The organism is Guyparkeria sp. (assembly GCF_046540515.1).
Taxonomy (GTDB): Bacteria; Pseudomonadota; Gammaproteobacteria; order Halothiobacillales; family Halothiobacillaceae; genus Guyparkeria.
This window is the reverse complement of record NZ_JBKHFB010000007.1, coordinates 33,881-50,575: the sequence shown is the minus strand read 5'-3', so window position 1 is coordinate 50,575 and position 16,695 is coordinate 33,881. Positions and strand designations below refer to the sequence as shown.

At 66.8% G+C, this 16,695-nt stretch carries 9 protein-coding genes; 3 read left to right on the top strand and 6 right to left on the bottom strand.

What is annotated here, in order from left to right; genetic code table 11:
• The 5 genes from ACLFRM_RS01745 to glgB all read right to left on the bottom strand — a co-directional run.
• Positions 1-1,610 (bottom strand): AIR synthase-related protein (locus ACLFRM_RS01745; protein WP_410753907.1); only part of this gene is annotated, 1,610 nt, incomplete at its 3' end.
• Positions 1,611-1,797: 187 nt separating this feature from the next.
• Positions 1,798-2,193 (bottom strand): PilZ domain-containing protein, encoded by a 396-nt coding sequence (locus ACLFRM_RS01740; RefSeq protein ID WP_410753906.1) that lies wholly within the window; start codon positions 2,191-2,193, stop codon positions 1,798-1,800.
• Positions 2,183-4,363, bottom strand: coding sequence for a DUF1631 family protein (locus tag ACLFRM_RS01735; RefSeq protein ID WP_410753904.1), 2,181 nt, complete (start codon positions 4,361-4,363; stop codon positions 2,183-2,185). Before ACLFRM_RS01735 ends, ACLFRM_RS01740 begins: the two co-directional genes overlap by 11 nt.
• Entirely contained in the window at positions 4,360-5,808 is a 1,449-nt protein-coding gene (glgA, locus tag ACLFRM_RS01730) for a glycogen synthase GlgA (RefSeq protein ID WP_410753910.1), read from the bottom strand. Before glgA ends, ACLFRM_RS01735 begins: the two co-directional genes overlap by 4 nt.
• Positions 5,809-5,985: 177 nt before the next feature.
• Positions 5,986-8,157 (bottom strand): 1,4-alpha-glucan branching protein GlgB, encoded by a 2,172-nt coding sequence (gene glgB, locus ACLFRM_RS01725; protein WP_410753903.1) that lies wholly within the window; start codon positions 8,155-8,157, stop codon positions 5,986-5,988.
• Positions 8,158-8,773: 616 nt separating this feature from the next.
• On the opposite strand from glgB, the gene glgC reads away from it, so the two are divergent.
• From glgC to malQ, 3 genes are all read left to right on the top strand, one after another.
• Positions 8,774-10,045 carry a glucose-1-phosphate adenylyltransferase gene (gene glgC, locus ACLFRM_RS01720; protein WP_410753902.1) on the top strand — a complete coding sequence of 424 codons (1,272 nt, stop codon included), beginning with the start codon at positions 8,774-8,776 and terminating at the stop codon, positions 10,043-10,045.
• Between the two features lie 69 nt (positions 10,046-10,114).
• Positions 10,115-11,845, top strand: coding sequence for a glycoside hydrolase (locus ACLFRM_RS01715; RefSeq protein ID WP_410753901.1), 1,731 nt, complete (start codon positions 10,115-10,117; stop codon positions 11,843-11,845).
• 71 nt (positions 11,846-11,916) lie between these two features.
• Positions 11,917-13,323 (top strand): 4-alpha-glucanotransferase, encoded by a 1,407-nt coding sequence (gene malQ, locus ACLFRM_RS01710; RefSeq protein WP_410753900.1) that lies wholly within the window; start codon positions 11,917-11,919, stop codon positions 13,321-13,323.
• 104 nt (positions 13,324-13,427) lie between these two features.
• Here malQ and ppc read toward each other — a convergent pair whose 3' ends face one another.
• Complete coding sequence (gene ppc, locus ACLFRM_RS01705; RefSeq protein ID WP_410753899.1) at positions 13,428-16,247, bottom strand: phosphoenolpyruvate carboxylase; 2,820 nt, start codon at positions 16,245-16,247, stop codon at positions 13,428-13,430.
• Positions 16,248-16,695 lie beyond the last annotated feature (448 nt).

The window sequence follows — 16,695 nt, the reverse complement described above, 5'->3', positions numbered from 1 at the left end:
ATCTTGCGCAGGTCGAAGGTCCCGCCCATGCCGGCGTCGTTGATCAGCTCGGGCAGGGCGTTGGAGAGCCCGCCGGCGCCGACGTCGTGGATCGAGACGATCGGGTTGCTGTCGCCGAGCGAGATGCAGCGGTCGATCACCTCCTGGACGCGTCGCTCCATCTCGGGGTTGGCGCGCTGGACCGAGGCGAAATCCAGCTCGGCGTGGCCGGCGCCGGAATCCTGCGAGGAGGCCGCGCCACCGCCCAGGCCGATCTGCATGGCCGGGCCGCCTAGCACGATCAGGAGGTGCCCCGGGGCGATCGGTTCCTTCTCGATCAGGTTGGGGCGGATCACGCCGACGCCGCCGGCGATCATGATCGGCTTGTGGTAGCCCCAGGCCTTGCGTTCGTGGCTGGCCTCGTCCTCGCCGGTGTTCATTTCCAGCGTGCGGAAATAGCCGCCGAGGGCCGGGCGGCCGAACTCGTTGTTGAAGGCCGCGGCACCGATCGGTCCATCGAGCATGATCTCCAGCGGGCTGACGATGCGCTCCGGGCGGCCGACGTCGGCGGTGGCCGCCTCCCAGGGCTGCGGCAGCGCCGGGATGCGCAGGTTGGAGACCGAAAAGCCGGTCAGCCCGGCCTTGGGCTTGCCGCCGCGGCCGGTCGCGCCCTCGTCGCGGATCTCGCCACCGGCACCGGTGGCCGCGCCCGGGTCCGGGGAGATGGCGGTGGGGTGGTTGTGGGTCTCGACCTTGGCCAGGAAGTCGATGCGCTCGTCGACCGTCTCGTAGCGGCCGGTGGCCGGATTGACGGCAAAGCGGGTGCCATCCTGGCCCTGCAGGACCGCGGCGTTGTCCTTGTAGGCCGACAGCGTGCCCTCGGGGTGGCGCCGGTGGGTGTTGCGGATCATGGCGAACAGCGACAGGTCGCGCTCTTCGCCGTCGATGGTCCAGTCGGCGTTGAAGATCTTGTGGCGGCAGTGCTCCGAGTTCGCCTGGGCGAACATCATCAACTCGACGTCGGTCGGGTCGCGATCGAGCTCCCGGTAAGCACGTGCGAGGTATTCGACCTCGTCGTCGCTCAGTGCCAGGCCCATACTCAGGTTGGCCGCCGCGATCGCGCCTTCGGCGTCATCGCCGAGCGTGATGCGCGAGAGCGGCGTGGGCTCGGCGTGGGTGAACAGGGCTTCCAGCGAGCGGCTGTCCTGGTAGACCGCCTCGGTCATGCGATCGTGCAAGACCTCGAGCAGCGCCGGGCGCCAGTCGAAGTCGTCGGCATTGATCGTTGGCCCGGAGACGGCGAACTCGACGCCGCGCTCGAGGCGCGCCACGCCGGACAGCCCGCAGATGCGGGCGATGTCGGTGGCCTTGGAGGACCACGGCGAGATGGTGCCGGCCCGCGGGGCCACCACGATGCGCGGCCATACCGACGACCAGTCCTCGGCCGGCTCGCCGTAGTCGAGCAGTTCCTCGAGCCGGGCCTCGTCGACCCGTCCGTCATCGTCGATGTCGACCAGGTGGACGAAACGCGCGTGCACGGCCTCGATCCCGGGATGGATGGCGGCGAGTCGCTCCTTGAGCTTGGCGAGTCGAAACGGGGATCGGGCGGCGTTACCGGTAATGATGCGCATAGGTCGGTCGGGCGTTTCGGTGTGTGTCGGGTGGCGATCACGGGCCCCTCAGGCGCCGGGGCGGGCGCGTGCGGCGGCTCGCGTCGAGGGCGGGAATTGTACAACAGGCCGGTGTAACCCCGGCAGGTTCCGGGACGTGTCTCCGGGACACTGGTTCGAGTGAGACGAACTCGCCCGCAGCGGCGAGTCAGGCGAGGAACAGGGCGCGCCAGTCGCGGTTGTCGTTCCGTGGCAGCTCGGGTTGCTCGCCCGGAAGCGGCAGTTCGATGCCGATCTGGCATTCGCCACTGTCGAGGCGCCGGCACCAGATCACCTCACCGACCAGGTAGAAGGGTTCGGCACTCTCCTCGAGCCGTGCTACAACCTCGACGGCACTGCCGGGAGGCACGCGGTCGACCCATTCGGCATCGCAGCGCAGGTTGAGCCCGTTGGCGCTGATATCGGCGATCCGCCCGCTGGCTATGGGGCGGGACTCGCCGGACCGACGCAGCAGCCCCGTACCGGTCTTGTCGAGCCGCATGAAATCACGGCGATCGCGGTACGGATCGCCCCGGGTGGGGAGGGTCGCGCGATCAGCGGTCATCGCGGTGCCTCTCCAGCTGAGCGCGCAGATCGGCGAGCGCGCGGTTGAACTGCGGATTTCCGAACACGAGCCGGGTGCGGCCGCCGAACAGATCCTCGAGCACCTGGCCGACCGGCAGGCTGAGTTTTGTCTGGCCCGTGCGATTGGCGAAGTTGACCACCCCGTTTTCCGGGTCGAGGTCGCGAATCTTCAGGCGACGCAACGCCCGGCCGGGACCGGTGTGGACCTCGAACCATTCCTCGCTGCGGCTCTGCTGTTCGAAGAACGTCCGGATGCCCTCGAGTGAGGCGAGCAGCAGGCCGTCGGTTGGAATGTCGCTCTCTTCCGGTTCACGCAAGGTGGCCTCGGGGTCGCCATTGGCGGGCGGTGGGGCGGAATCGCGCAGGCCGGGTGATTCGGAGGAACTCGTGGCCGACTCCCGCCCGGTCTCGCCTGACGGGACATCGGTGGCCGAATCCTCCGGCATCGCCTCGGACCGGGCGGATTCGGGCGGGACGGGCGCGACGTCCGTGGCCGCATGCTCGACGGGCCCCGGCTCGGCGTGCCTCGGCGGTTCGGGTGTCGGCTCGGTAAAGCTCGGGTTCTCGCGGCTCTGGAGCACCAGGTAGTCGACAAACGCGTCGAGGGCCAGCTGTTCGCCGGCAAGCAATGCAGCGCTGTCCCGCTCGCCGAAAATGTCGGCTGCCTTGCGGCAGAAGACCTTCACGTCATCCGGATCGATCGAGGGGTCGATCTGCAGGGTCAGCGCGTCCTGCAGCAGATCGATGATGCCGGCCCAGGGCGCACTCTGGCGCCCCTGGTTGATCATGGTGCGGACCATGAAGGGCTGGAATACCTGGTCGAGCAGCGCGCGGGTGGGCTCGCGCAACGGCATGTCGTTGGCGTGGCCGGCAAGGATCTTTCCTACTCGAAGTCGGCACCGCTCCTCGATCTGTGCGAGACGTTCCTGGGCGGGAGTGACTACAGGCACCGGAGCGTCGGTCGTCTGGCCGCGTGAGATGTCGCGCAGACGGTCGGACAGGGGGGTGAGGCCGGCGGGATCGTCGATCGTGGCCTGCTGGATCGGGCCGAGCAGGGTGGCGGAGGACTCGACGTCGGGTTTCAAGTCGGGGTCGGAACCGATCAGCGCGAGCAGGTTGAGGATGCGCCGCATCGGATGGTCGGCGTCCGAAAGGAAGTGCCTGTCACGCGCGGCAAGCAACAGTACCGCGAGCTGCAGCGTGGCGATCTGTCGGCGATGGCGCGGATCGATGAGGCGGTCGTTGAGCACGTCGCTCAGGGTCATGCCGACCAGGCGGATGATCTCGCGGCTGCGCGTGGGCCAGTTGGCCGCCGGCAGGGTGGGTTCGAGCTGTTCCATGATGAAGCCGGCGAAGTCCTCGGCTCGCCAGTCCTGGTCGCGTTCGAAACGGAAAAGGTACTGGTCGTCGCCGGCGATGGTGGCTCGCACCAGGGGAATCAGGCGCTCGGCCAGCACCTCGGGCACCGGACCGGCGTGCCGTGGCACGTCGGGGATACTCGGTTGGGGTATGGTCGCCTCGGTCAGCGGGGCGGCGTCGGCAAGGGGGTCTCGTAGGCGCTTGATCCCGGGCAGGACCCCGACCTGGATCAGGTAGTCGTTGAGCACCGAGTAGATCGGCGAGAGGCGGAACAACACCTGTTCGGCCCAGTGGGCGATCAGGCGGTGGCGCACGCTGTCCGGCAGGTCGAGGGTTCGGGCGAGAAAGACGCGGCTGATCGACTCGAGCGTGAACAGTCCGGCGGGCACATTCTCCGGGTCGTCCTCGTGAAGTTGCCCGACCCGCGCCTCGAACTGGGCGTGTTCGATGCCGCAGCGCTGGCTGGCTTCGGCCAGGTCGTCCTCGAAGCGCATCGCGCGGGCGCGATCCCCGATCAGTTCGTGCCACTCGGCGGGCTGCCAGTCGGACCCGGGGGCCTGCAGTTCCGCCATGAGCGACCGGAAGAATTCCTCCTGTCCGCTGCGACACAGGGCGATCGCCTCGAAGGCCTCGGACCGACCATCGCTGTCGGTTGCCGACGAGGCAAGGTCGAACAACTGTCGCTCGGCCTGGACAAACAGTCGCTTGACGCCCTCTTGCAACGCGGCCCCCATCAGGCGGGCCAGTTCGTCGCGAACCTGCGCCGGGCTGGTCTGGAATCGGTTCATCATTGTCGGTCAGCGTTCGAAATCGACTGGTAGAGATCGAGGTAGGAACGGGCACTCGCGCCCCAGTCGTACTGCTGGCCCATTGCCTCCAGGCGCACCTGCCGGAGATCGTCGGCACGGTTGAACAGGGCGGTGAATTCGTCGATCGCCCAGAGGATCGAGGTGACGTCGACGTGGTTCATCACGATGCCCGTCGCGCTGCCGTCGCGCAGGGTGGCCGGGGTGACCGGGGTGACGGTGTCGGCCAGACCGCCGACGCTGTGCACGATCGGTACGGTGCCGTAACGCAGGCTGTAGAGCTGGTTGAGCCCGCAGGGCTCGAAACGACTCGGCATGATGAACGCATCGCCCCCTCCCTCCAGTCGATGGGCCAGCCCCTCGTCGTAGCCGATGCGCACGGCGATTCGCTCGGGGTCGGCCTCGGCGCGTGCCCGCAACGCCTGCTCGAAGCGGCGCTCGCCGCTGCCCAGACAGGCGAACTGCACGTCCCGTTGGCCGAGCATCGACAGGGCCTGGATGACCAGGTCGATACCCTTCTGCTCGACCAGCCGGCCGACGTGCACGATCAGCGGCACGTCATCCCGTATCGGCAGGCCGAGCTCCTTCTGAAGGGCCGCCTTGTTGGTCGCCTTGCCCTCGAGTGTCTCGCGCGAATAGGGCGCGACCAGGGCCGGGTCGGTCTCCGGGTTCCAGTCGGAACCGATACCGTTGAGTATGCCCACAAGGACATCGCGGCGATGGCGCAGGAGTCCATCGAGCCCGTAGCCGAACTCGGGCGTCTGGATCTCGCGGGCGTAGTTGGGGCTGACCGTGGTGATGCGGTCGGCGAACACGATGCCGCCCTTGATGAACGACATGTTGCCCCAGAATTCCAGTCCGTCCGGGCGCCACAGGCTCCAGGGCAGACCGAGGCGTTCGAAGGTGGAGCGGTCGAACACGCCCTGGTAGGCGAGGTTGTGAAGGGTGAAGACGGTATGCGGTTTTTCCGCCTCGTGAAGCAGGGCGGGGATCAGGCCGGTCTGCCAGTCGTTGGCGTGCACGACGTCAGGGCGCCAGCCGGGTTCCACGTCGCCGGTGGCCACCGCGACGGCCGCCCGCGCGAACAGCGCGAACCGGTCGGGGTTGTCGTGCCAGGAATTGCCGTCGGGCCCCATGTAGGGATTGCCCTGGCGTGCCGAGAAAGTCGGGTGGTCGACCAGGTAGACGCGCACGCCGCTGTCGGGAATGACCGTGTGCAGGATGTCGACCGGCTGGCCGAGCACGTCGAGCCGGGCGACGTGTTCGGTGGTCTGGTCATCGCGCAGGGCGAGGTCGCCGTAACGCGGCAGCACGAGGCGCACGTCGACCCCCAACTCGGTGAGCGCGGCGGGGAGCGCGCCGGAGACGTCGGCAAGACCCCCGGTCTTGATCAGGGGATAGGCTTCACTCGTCGCAAACAGCACAGACAGCGACACGTCGGTATCTCCTCGATATCGGTTGGGGCGGCCGGCCCGGTTCATGCCGGGTTCAGGCCTCGCCGGGTCGTGCGACCTGCGTGCCCGATTGCACCAAGTATCGCATGTTATCGGAGCGGCGTGGTTGGCCACAGCGCCATGCGACTGGTTCACCCGCCGGGCAGGCCAGACTCACGCACGGGTCCCCTTGAGCACCACGGCGGACAGGCCGGGCAGGTCGAGCGTCAGGCTTGCCGGCTGATCGTGCCAGGGCGTGGCCTCGCCGGTGCTCGGCGAGGGGTTGTGGCCCGAGCCACCGAAGCCTTCACTGTCGGTGTTGAGAAGCACCTGGTAGCGCCCAGGCTCGGGCACCCCGATACGGTAGCCGGGCCGTGGGACCGGGGTGAAGTTGAAGACCGCCACCACGGTTTCGAAATGCCCGTTGCGCCGGAAGCTGATCACCGACTGGTTGCGGTCGTTGCAGTCGATCCAGGCAAAGCCGCCGGGGTCGAAGTCGCGCTCGTGCAGTGCCGGCTCGTTCCGGTAGCGGAAGTTGAGCTGATCGACCAGGGTCTGGATGCCCTGGTGCAGCGGGTAGTCGAGCATCCACCAGTCGAGCTCACGGGCGTGCGACCACTCGTTGCCCTGGCCGAATTCGGTGCCCATGAACAGGAGCTTCTTGCCGGGGAAGGTGTATTGCCAGGCGAGCAGCAGGCGCAGATTGGCAAAGCGCTGCCACTCGTCGCCCGGCATCTTGTTAGGCAGCGCTCGCTTGCCGTGTACCACCTCGTCGTGGGAGAGCGGCAGGATGAAGTTCTCCGAGAAGGCGTAGAGCAGGCCGAAGGTCAGCAGGTTGTGGTGGTGCTGCCGGTGGAGCGGATCCTCGGCGAAGTAGGCGAGCGAATCGTTCATCCAGCCCATGTTCCACTTCATGGAAAATCCCAGCCCGCCGTGTTCCGGTGGCCGGGAGACCATCGGCCAGGCGGTGGATTCCTCCGCCATCATCAGGGTGCCGGGGTTGCGCGACAGGATGGTGTGGTTGAGGCGTTGCAGGAACTCGATCGCCTCGAGGTTCTCGCGGCCGCCATGACGGTTGGGCAGCCAGTCGTCGGCCTGCCGCGAGTAGTCCAGGTAGAGCATCGAGGCGACCGCGTCGACCCGCAGCCCGTCGAGGTGCAGTTGCTCGATCCAGTACTGGGCCGAGGCGATCAGGAAGTTCTGCACCTCGCGCCGGCCGTAGTTGAAGATCAGGGTGCCCCAGTCGCGATGCTCGCCGCGCCGGGGGTCATCGTGCTCGTAGAGCGCGCTGCCGTCGAAACGCGCCAGGGCGAATTCATCGCGCGGGAAGTGGGCCGGCACCCAGTCGAGGATCACGCCGATGCCGGCGGCGTGCGCCCGGTCGACGAACCGGCGGAAGGCCGTGGGGTTGCCGAAGCGGCTGGTGGGGGCGAAATAGCCGGTCGTCTGGTAGCCCCAGGAGCCGTCGAAGGGGTGTTCGGTGACCGGCAGCAGTTCGATGTGCGTGAAGCCGCGTTCCTGGACGTAGGGGATCAGCTGGTCGGCCAGTTCGTCGTAGGTCGGGAACCGGCCGTCGGGCAGCCGCCAGGAGCCCAGGTGCACCTCGTAGATGGTGATGGCGGCCTGGTCCCACTGCCATTGCTCGCGGCGCGTGATCCAGTCCTCGTCCTGCCATTCGTAGGGCTGGAACTCCGGGACGATCGCGGCGGTGTCGGGGCGCAACTCGAAAGCGCGTCCGACCGGATCGGTACGCAGCCGGGTCTCGCCGGTGATGCGGCTGGTGATCTCGAACTTGTACAGGTCGCCAACGGTCATGCCCGGGACGAACAGCTCCCAGACGCCGCTGTCGCCGAGGACGCGCATGGGGTGGCGGCGGCCGTCCCAGTCGTTGAACGTGCCGACCAGGCTGACGCGCTCGGCGTTGGGGGCCCAGACGGAAAACCGGGTGCCGACCACCTCGTCGACCGACAGCACCTGGGCGCCCAGCATCTGCCAGAGCTGCAGGTGGCGTCCCTCGGCGAACAGGTGCAGGTCGAGCTCGCCCACGGTCGGCAGGAAGCTGTAGGGGTCGACGATCTCGTAGCGATGCCCGCCGGTCAGGGTAATGGTGTAACGGGGATGTTTCGGCATCCAGGACCGGGGCAGGGTGGCCTCGAACAATCCCGGGCAATCCTCATGGCGGCTGAGTGCCAACCATTCGCCGTCGCGGTCGACCGTTTCGACGGCCTCGGCCTGCGGCTGATAGGTGCGCAAGCGGACGTTTTCGTCATCGACGGCGTGGACGCCCAGTACCCGGTGCGGATCGTGGTGGCGCGTGTCGACGAGGGCTTGGAGGTCGTTTTCCATGCGGGTTCGGTTCCGATGAGTGACGCGGATATGAGCTGGCGGGCGATGCCCGTCCTCGGACACCGACTATGGCATAGGCGTCCGGTTGCGGCGAGTCCGGTCAGGTGTTTCCTTGAGTTTCGATCCGGGTGGCCACCAATGCCATCCGGGATCCATTGAGGAATCTCAGCGCGACTGGCAATGCCGCTCTGGCTTGCCGGGTCATTCGCCATCCAGGCGCGGTATCGCAGGCGTGCCGGTGGTCACGTCAAGGCACCGTAACGCCGTGGGCGGGCGGCTCGGCAAGCGTTGGACGGCGCGCCGTGAGGCCGGCATCTGCCGCGTTGCCTCCTCGAAAATGGGACCACCCTTCCCCGGCGGACGGTCGCCTTGAATTTGCCCCCGGCTCAAGGCTCGCAGAGCACTATCACGGTTCGAGCAGAGGCTCCACCGGGAGTGTCTGAACCGAAACATCCCAGGAGCATTCGGGTTCGCTGTCCGGCTTCCATTCACCGGCCCGGGGAGAAGTTGACATGCCCACGAAAATTGTTATCCAACGGAAACACGGATGCGCTAGTCTCTTGAGTGACGGCTTGCCGCCGATCTCGACCACACGGACCGCGAGAGGAAATTCGGGATGATTGTCGACAGCCCCAAGCGACTGGTCAGTCGAATCACCAGAGACACGTTGGCGCTGGTACTGGCCGGTGGGCGCGGCTCGCGCCTGCGCCAGCTGACCGACTGGCGTGCCAAGCCTGCGGTGCCTTTCGGCGGCAAGTTCCGCATCATCGACTTCCCCCTGTCGAACTGCGTCAATTCGGGCATTCGCCGCATGGGCGTGCTCACCCAGTACAAGGCTCACTCGCTGATCAAGCACGTGCAGCTCGGCTGGGGCGGCAACCATGTCGCTCGTGGCGAGTTCGTGGAACTGCTGCCGGCCCAACAGCGGATGAACGACCAGTCCTGGTACAGCGGCACGGCCGATGCCGTCTACCAGAACATCGACATCCTCCGCGCTCACGCGGCGGAGTACACGCTGATACTGGCCGGGGACCACGTCTACAAGATGGACTACGGCCCGATGATCGCTTATCACGTCGAGAAGGGGGCCGACCTGACGATCGGCTGCATCCAGGTGTCCGTCGACGAGGCGAAGGCCTTCGGCGTCATGGGCATAAGGGAGGGTGGGCGCATCGAGTCGTTCGTGGAGAAACCCGAGCACCCGCCGACGATACCCAGCTCGCCGGACCAGTCGCTCGCCTCGATGGGTATCTACGTGTTTCGGACGGCATTCCTGTTCGAGCAGCTGATCCAGGACGCCGACGACCCGGATTCCGAGCACGACTTCGGCAAGAACGTCATCCCGCGGCTGATCGAGGAGCATCACGTCTACGCCTATCCCTTCCGGGAGCCCGGCTCGGACGCGCAGTCCTACTGGCGTGACGTGGGGACCATCGACGCCTACTGGTCGGCCAACCTCGAGCTGATCGGCGTGCAGCCGGACCTGAATCTCTACGACACGGAATGGCCCATCTGGACCTACCAGGAGCAGTTGCCGCCGGCGAAGTTCGTCTTCGACGAGGACGGCCGGCGCGGCATGGCGATCGACTCGATGGTCAGCGGCGGTTGCATCATTTCCGGCGCCGTGGTGCGCCATTCGCTCTTGTTCTCGAACGTCATGGTGCGTGATCAGGCCTACGTGGAAGACTCGGTCATCCTGCCGAACGTGCAGGTGGGCGAGGGCGCCCAGGTGCGCCGGGCCGTGATCGACAAGGGCTGCATCATCCCGCCGGGCATGAAGATCGGAATCGACCTCGAGGCCGACCGAGAGCGGTTCGAGGTCAGCCCCGGCGGGGTGGTGCTGGTGACCCCGCAGATGCTGGGACAGAATTTGCACATGGTGCGCTGACGCCCGCCGGGCGCCGGCATCCTTCACGACAAACCGGGTGCCCGCGGCACCCCCACGGGTTTCTTCGGCATGACAAGCAAACGCCCATCGACCGGCGTGTCCGCGCCTTCGGTTTCAGTGGTGTTCCTCTGGCACATGCACCAGCCGGAATACCGCGATCCGCGCGACGGGGTCTACCAGCAGCCCTGGACCTACCTGCACGCGATCAAGGACTACGCCGACATGGCCGCCCACCTCGAGCGCTGGCCGGAGGCGCGTGTGGTGGTCAATTTCGTGCCCATCCTGCTCGAACAGCTCGATGATTACGCCGAGCGCATCGAGACGTACCGCCGCGGCGGCGTCGATGACCTGCGCGATCCCGTGCTGGCGAGCCTGGTAGCTCCCGAATCGTTGCGGGGCGAGCCGCGCCTCGAGGTATTGCGCAGCCTTTTGCGGGCCAACCGTGATCGCATGATCGAGCGCTTCGCACCCTTGTCCCGCCTGGTCGAGGCCGCCGAGGCGTTGCTGCAGACGGCCGATCCGGCCGGCTACGCCAGCGACGCCTTCCTGGCCGACCTGTCGACCTGGTATCACCTGGCCTGGTGTGGGGAAACCCTCCGCCAGGCGAATCCGGTGATCCAGGGATTGCTCGATCAGGAACAGGGGTTCGACGCCACACAGCGTGATGCCCTGCTCGGGGTGATCGGCGAGACGATCCGGGGGCTGTTCGAGCGCTATCGCCGTCTGGCCGATCGCGGTCAGATCGAGCTGTCGATGACGCCCTACGCCCATCCGATCATGCCGCTGCTGCACGATCTTCGGGCCGGCCACGAGACCGAACCCGATGCCCCGACCACCCGTTCGGAAAGCTACCCCGACGGTGAGGAGCGCACCCGCTGGCATATCGAACACGGCCGGGAGGTATTTCATCGACTGCTCGGCTGCGAGGCACGCGGCTGCTGGCCATCGGAGGGGGCGATCTCCGCGGACATCGCCCGCCTGCTTGACGATGCCGGGTTCGCCTGGGCGGCCAGCGGTCAGCAGGTCTTGCGCAACAGCCTCAATCGCGCCCACCAGTCGCTGCACTGCGAACACCAGGTGTTCACCCGGCCGGAGTCGTCGTTATGCCTGTTCTTCCGCGACGACGGCTTGTCCGATCGGATCGGCTTCGATTATCAGAACTGGCATTCCGACGACGCGGTCGAGGATCTGACCCACCACCTGGTATCGATCGCCGATACCTGTGACCATCTCGGCGTCGAGTACCCGGTCGTGCCGATCATCCTCGATGGCGAGAACGCCTGGGAGCACTACCCCGACAACGGGTTCTGGCTGCTCGACGGGTTGTACAAGCGCCTGTCGGCGCACCCGCGCATCGAGATGACCACGTTCTCGGCGGTGCTCGAGCGCCAGCCGCCGGCGGTGGTGCTGCAATCACTGGTCGCCGGCAGCTGGGTATACGGCAACCTCGCCACCTGGATTGGCGAAGCGGCCAAGAACCGGGCGTGGGACCGGCTGGTCGAGGCCCGGCGCGCCTACATCGAGGCCGAGTCCCGCGGCGGCTGGGACCGGGAAACGGAGGCGCGCAACGCCCAGCAACTGGCCGTCTGCGAAGGCTCCGACTGGTTCTGGTGGTTCGGTGACGACAATCCGGCCGACGCCACGCGGGACTTCGATCGCCTGTTCAGACTGCAGCTTGCGCGTCTCTACGAGCTGATCGAGGTGCCCGTGCCGGCCAAGCTGGACGAGCCGATCAGCGTGCCGACCGACACGCCGGGGCAGGTGACCGGCGGCGGAACGATGCGGCGGGGGCAGGCGTGACCCCGGACGCTGATGCAGAAGTTGGCCCGCCGTCGGTCTTCGAACCACCGGCCACCCGCCGTCGCGCAGGATTGTTGCTGCCGATCGGCAGCCTGACCACACCCGGTTTCGGTGGTGAGGCGCGCGAGGTGCTGGGGTTTCTTCAACGCGCCGGGTTGACCGTCTGGCAGGTCCTGCCGCTCGGCCCCACCCATCCCGACAACAGTCCCTACCAGTGCCTTTCCTCGTTCGCGCTCGAGCCCGCCTATCTCGACGAGCGAGACCTGGCGGACGATCCGGCCTTCGACCCCGGGGTACCGGTAGGCGAACGTCGTCACGGTACCGGTGCGAGCAAGGAATTGCGCGCGGCGTTCGAACGCTTCCGTCATCGCGAATCGCATTGGCTCGAGGATTACGCTCGCTTCGTCGCGATCCGTGAGGCGCAGGGGAGCCGGCACTGGACGGAGTGGCCCCGGGGACTGAGGGACCGGGAACCCGAGGCGATGGACAGCTTCGAACAGGCGAACACCGAGCGGATCGAGGCGATCGCCTTCGAGCAGTTTCTGCTCGAGCGCCAGTGGCAGGTGTTGCGAGGAGAGGCCCTCAGGGGCTCGATTTGCCTGTTCGGCGACCTGCCGATCTTCGTCGCCGGCGATTCGGCCGATGTCTGGGCGAATCGGCGCCTGTTCCAGCTCGAGGCCGATGGCCGGCCGAGCGTCGTGGCAGGTGTGCCACCGGATTATTTCTCCGCGACCGGGCAGCGCTGGGGCAACCCGCTGTTCGACTTCGCGCAAATGGCGGCGGACGGGTACGCCTGGTGGCGGCAACGCCTCGCCCGGCACCTTGCCTTGTACGACTGGGTTCGCATCGATCATTTCCGCGGAATCGCCGGCTACTGGGCGATCCCGGCCGAGGCACCGGATGCCACCGAGGGCGAATGGGTCCCCGGGCCCGGGGACGCCCTGCTCGAGGCACTGGGCACGGTCGGGTCCGTCGATGGCGGTCTGCCGCTGGTGGCCGAAGACCTGGGTGTCATCACCCCGGACGTGACCGCGCTGCGCGATCGGTTCGACCTGCCGGGGATGGTCGTGCTGCAGTTCGCCTTCGACGGCGACGAGGACAACCCGCACCTGCCGGTGCACCATCGGCCACGGAGCGTGGTCTACACCGGCACGCACGACAACGACACCACCCTCGGCTGGTGGCGCTCGCTCGACGAGGCCTATCACGCCCGGGTGAGACGCTGGCTGGAGTCGATGCAGGGCATCGATGCGGGATTGCCCATGCCGGAAGCCCTGATCGAGTCGGCGCTGGCCTCCCGGGCGAATCTGGCGATATTGCCCGTGGGCGATCTGCTCGGACTGGGTTCGGAGGCACGCATCAACATGCCCGGCACGGTGGAGGGCAACTGGTGCTGGCGTCTGCCGGCGGGCGCGCTCGATGACGGGGTGGCTGCCCGCCTGCGTGAACGACTGTCACGTCGCGATCGGCTGGTCTGAATCGAGACGACACGACTCCGCCATAAACGACAGACCGCCGCCCGAGGGGGTCGGATGACGGCCTCTCTCCCGGCCAGGCCCCAAGGCCCGGATCGACGCCCTGCTCAGCCGGTATTGCGCATGCCGGCGGCAATGGCGTTGATGCTGCGCAGCAGCGGCGGCAGCCATTTCTCGCGCTCGCCCTCGGGCACGGTCTCGTCCCGGTGGCGGGAGAGCAGGGTGATCTGGATGTGGTTGAGCACGTCCAGGTAGGGGTTGCGCCGCATCATCGAGGTGCCGATGTACTCGTCGATCTCCACCAGCGAGTCGGCGTGGGCCACCTCCAGCAGCTGCTCGACCGCGCAGTCGTATTCGGCACGTATCTTCTCGTAGACGGCCTGGGCCTGTTCCTGGTCGGAAACCAGCCCCGCGTACTCGCGCGCGATGTTCATCTCGCCCTTGGTCAGCGACAGCTGCGTGTTGCGCAGCATGCTGTGGAAGAACGGCCACTGCTCGAACAGCTCGTGCAGCAGATCCTCCCGACCCGGATTCTCCTCGCGCCAGCGCTTGAGCGCCGAACCCATGCCGAACCACGCCGGCAGCGTGTGCCGCGATTGCGACCAGCCGAACACCCAGGGAATGGCGCGTACCGAGGCCTTGGAGAGGTCGCCCTTCTTGCGCGAGGCCGGGCGCGAACCGATGTTCAGCAGACCCAGTTCGCGTACCGGGGTGGCCTCGTGGAAGTAGTGAAAGAAGAACGGCGTGTGGTCGGTGAGGTCGCGATAGGCCTCCTCGCCGAAGCGCGCCAGATCCCCCACCACGTGCTCGTATTCCGTCGGCACGGGGTCCTCGTCGACCACCTGGTGCTGCGAGGCCTTCATCAGGCCGGTCGCGCCCATGGTCAGTTCGTAGATCGCCGTCTCGTTGTTGCTGTACTTCGAGGAGAGCACTTCACCCTGCTCGGTGAACTTGATCTGGCCCTCGACGGTGCCCTGCGGCAGCGAGAGGATCGACTCGTGGGTCGGGCCGCCACCGCGAGCGACCGTCCCGCCGCGCCCGTGGAACAGTCGGCATCGAACGCCGTGGCTGCGGGTCAGGCGGATGACGCGCTTCTGGGCGTTGTAGAGGCTCCAGGCCGAGGCGAGCGAGCCGCCGTCCTTGCAGGAGTCGGAGTAGCCCAGCATGACTTCCTGCAGTTCGCCGGAGGCGCGCACCAGGCCACGGTAGGTGGGGTTGTCGAACAGCGTGCCCAGCACATGTTCGATGTGCTTGAGGTCCTCGATGGTCTCGAACAGCGGCGAGACCTGGATATCGCTGAACCACTCGTCGTTCTCGGTCTTGCCCACCAGCCCGGTCAGCGAGGCGAGATACATCACCTCCATCACGTGGCTGGCCGAGTGGGTCATCGAGATCACGTAGGTGCCGAAGCACTCGCGGCTGATGTGGTCGATCAGCTGGCGCTTGATCTCGAGCACCTTGATCACCTCGCGGGATTTCTCGCTCAGGCCTTCACCGAGGTCGTCGACCCGATGCGTGCCCGCCTCGATCAGCTCGCCCAGCACGCGCGTGCGATCGTCCTCGGCCAGGTTGGCGTAGTCGATCTCGGGGGCCAGCTGTCCCAGCACCTGGGTAACCGTTTCGGTGTGCTCGGTGGATTCCTGTCGGATGTCCAGCCGCACCAGGTGCCAGCCGAAGGTCTCGGCGAGGCGAATCAGATCCTTGAGATCCCCCTCGGCCAGCAGGCGGTCGCCGATGCCGATCAGCGAGTCGCGCAGGCGGTAGAGGTCGTCGAGGAAGGCATCCTTGCTCTGGTAGGCGCGCGGGTCGAGCGCGGTCGGCTTGCCATCAAGTTCGCTGTGGATGTAGGCGAGGTTGTAGCGCAGGCGCTGGCGGATGGCGCGCAGCTTGAGGCGGTAGGGCTCTTCGGGGAAGAACTCGCCATCCTGCTGGTTGGCCTCCAGCATGCCCAGGGCCTCGGCATCGGCCTTGAGCTGCAACTGCTCGCAGTCGATCTCCGGCACCAGCTGCAGGGAGTGGGTCAGGATGCGCTTGAGGGTCTCCAGCCGGTCCAGGTATTCCTCGAGGATGGTCTCGGATGCCAGACAGACCGCCTTGACGGTGACGTCGTGGGTGACGTAGGGGTTGCCGTCGCGATCACCGCCGATCCAGGAGCCGAACTTGAACAGGCTCGGCACCGTGATCGGGTTTTCCGGGTGGTGCGAGTTGTAATTGAGATTGACCGCCCGTTCGAGGTAGCGGTAGGCCTTGGGCACGGCGGTGAAGATCGAGGTGCGGAAGTAGTACATCCCCAGGCGGATCTCGTCTGCCACCTCGGGGCGCGTCGTGCGCACCTCGTTGGTGCGCAGCAGGGCGAGGATGATCGATTTGACTTCATCGAGCAGTCGCTCGCGTTCGACGCCGGTGGATTCCGGGCGGTCGAGTTCACCGCACAAAAGGAAGATGCGGCGTTGCAGGTCCATGACCGTGCGCCGCTTGGCTTCGGTCGGGTGGGCGGTGAACACCGGCATGTAGACCAGCTGGTCGAGCAGGCCCTGCAGCTGTTCCGGCGTCATGCCCTGGCGCTGGAAGCCACGGATGGTGTCGTAGAACGAGCCGCGCCACAGCCGCAGACCACGGCGGATCTGTCGACGGCGATGCTGGTGGGAATAGTCCTCCTCGGCGATGTTGACGAGGTTGAAGTACAGGCCATAGGCGCGCACGACCAGGTTGAGGCTGTCGGCGTCGAGCGCCTCGATCTCGTCCATCAGCTCGCGGTAGAGCTCGGGGTCGTAGCTCTTGCGCAGGCGGATGAAGCCGCGGCGCAGGCTCTCGACGATGTCGAACACCGAATCGCCGGCCTGTTCGCGCAGCACTTCACCGAGCAGGTTGCCGAAAAGGCGCACTCGGGCGCGCAGGGCCTTGTCCTTGTCTTTGCTAATCGTCATCGCGTATGAGTTCTCGCGGATTGATGGTTGCGGCTCCGGGCCGCCGTTAGTCTCGGCCGGAGTGGCCCGTCCGACCGGGGGGACCCTGGGGTTGGCCCGTGGGAAGGGGGTCGGGATCGTCGGGCAAAATCGCGGGCATTATAGCGATTTCTGTCCGTCCTTGCCGGTTTGCCGTGGCATCCGCGTCATGGCGGCGTTTGGGACGGTCACTTCCCGCGTCGTCATGTAATTGGAACGTTCGTTGGCTAGGATTTGCGGTGAGAGTCGGCGTGCCGTCGCCCCCGGCGCCTCGCCTCGCCAGATGTGGTCGGCACAAGAGGGGATACGGTAGCGGGTGCCTGCCGAGCGCCCGTGGTCTGGTGCAGACAGCGTCGACGGTAAATGGCGCGAACCTTGCTCGACGTTTAGTGCTAGCGTTTGGGTTGCCCGTCGCCGGGCACCGGCTGGC

Bases quoted from the DNA above. Each gene is read 5' to 3' on its own strand.
- ACLFRM_RS01740 (WP_410753906.1), bottom strand. From the start codon at position 2,193: ATGACCGCTGATCGCGCGACCCTCCCCACCCGGGGCGATCCGTACCGC.
- ACLFRM_RS01735 (WP_410753904.1), bottom strand. From the start codon at position 4,363: ATGATGAACCGATTCCAGACCAGCCCGGCGCAGGTTCGCGACGAACTG.
- glgB (WP_410753903.1), bottom strand. From the start codon at position 8,157: ATGGAAAACGACCTCCAAGCCCTCGTCGACACGCGCCACCACGATCCG.
- glgC (WP_410753902.1), top strand. From the start codon at position 8,774: ATGATTGTCGACAGCCCCAAGCGACTGGTCAGTCGAATCACCAGAGAC.
- ACLFRM_RS01715 (WP_410753901.1), top strand. From the start codon at position 10,115: ATGACAAGCAAACGCCCATCGACCGGCGTGTCCGCGCCTTCGGTTTCA.
- ppc (WP_410753899.1), bottom strand. From the start codon at position 16,247: ATGACGATTAGCAAAGACAAGGACAAGGCCCTGCGCGCCCGAGTGCGC.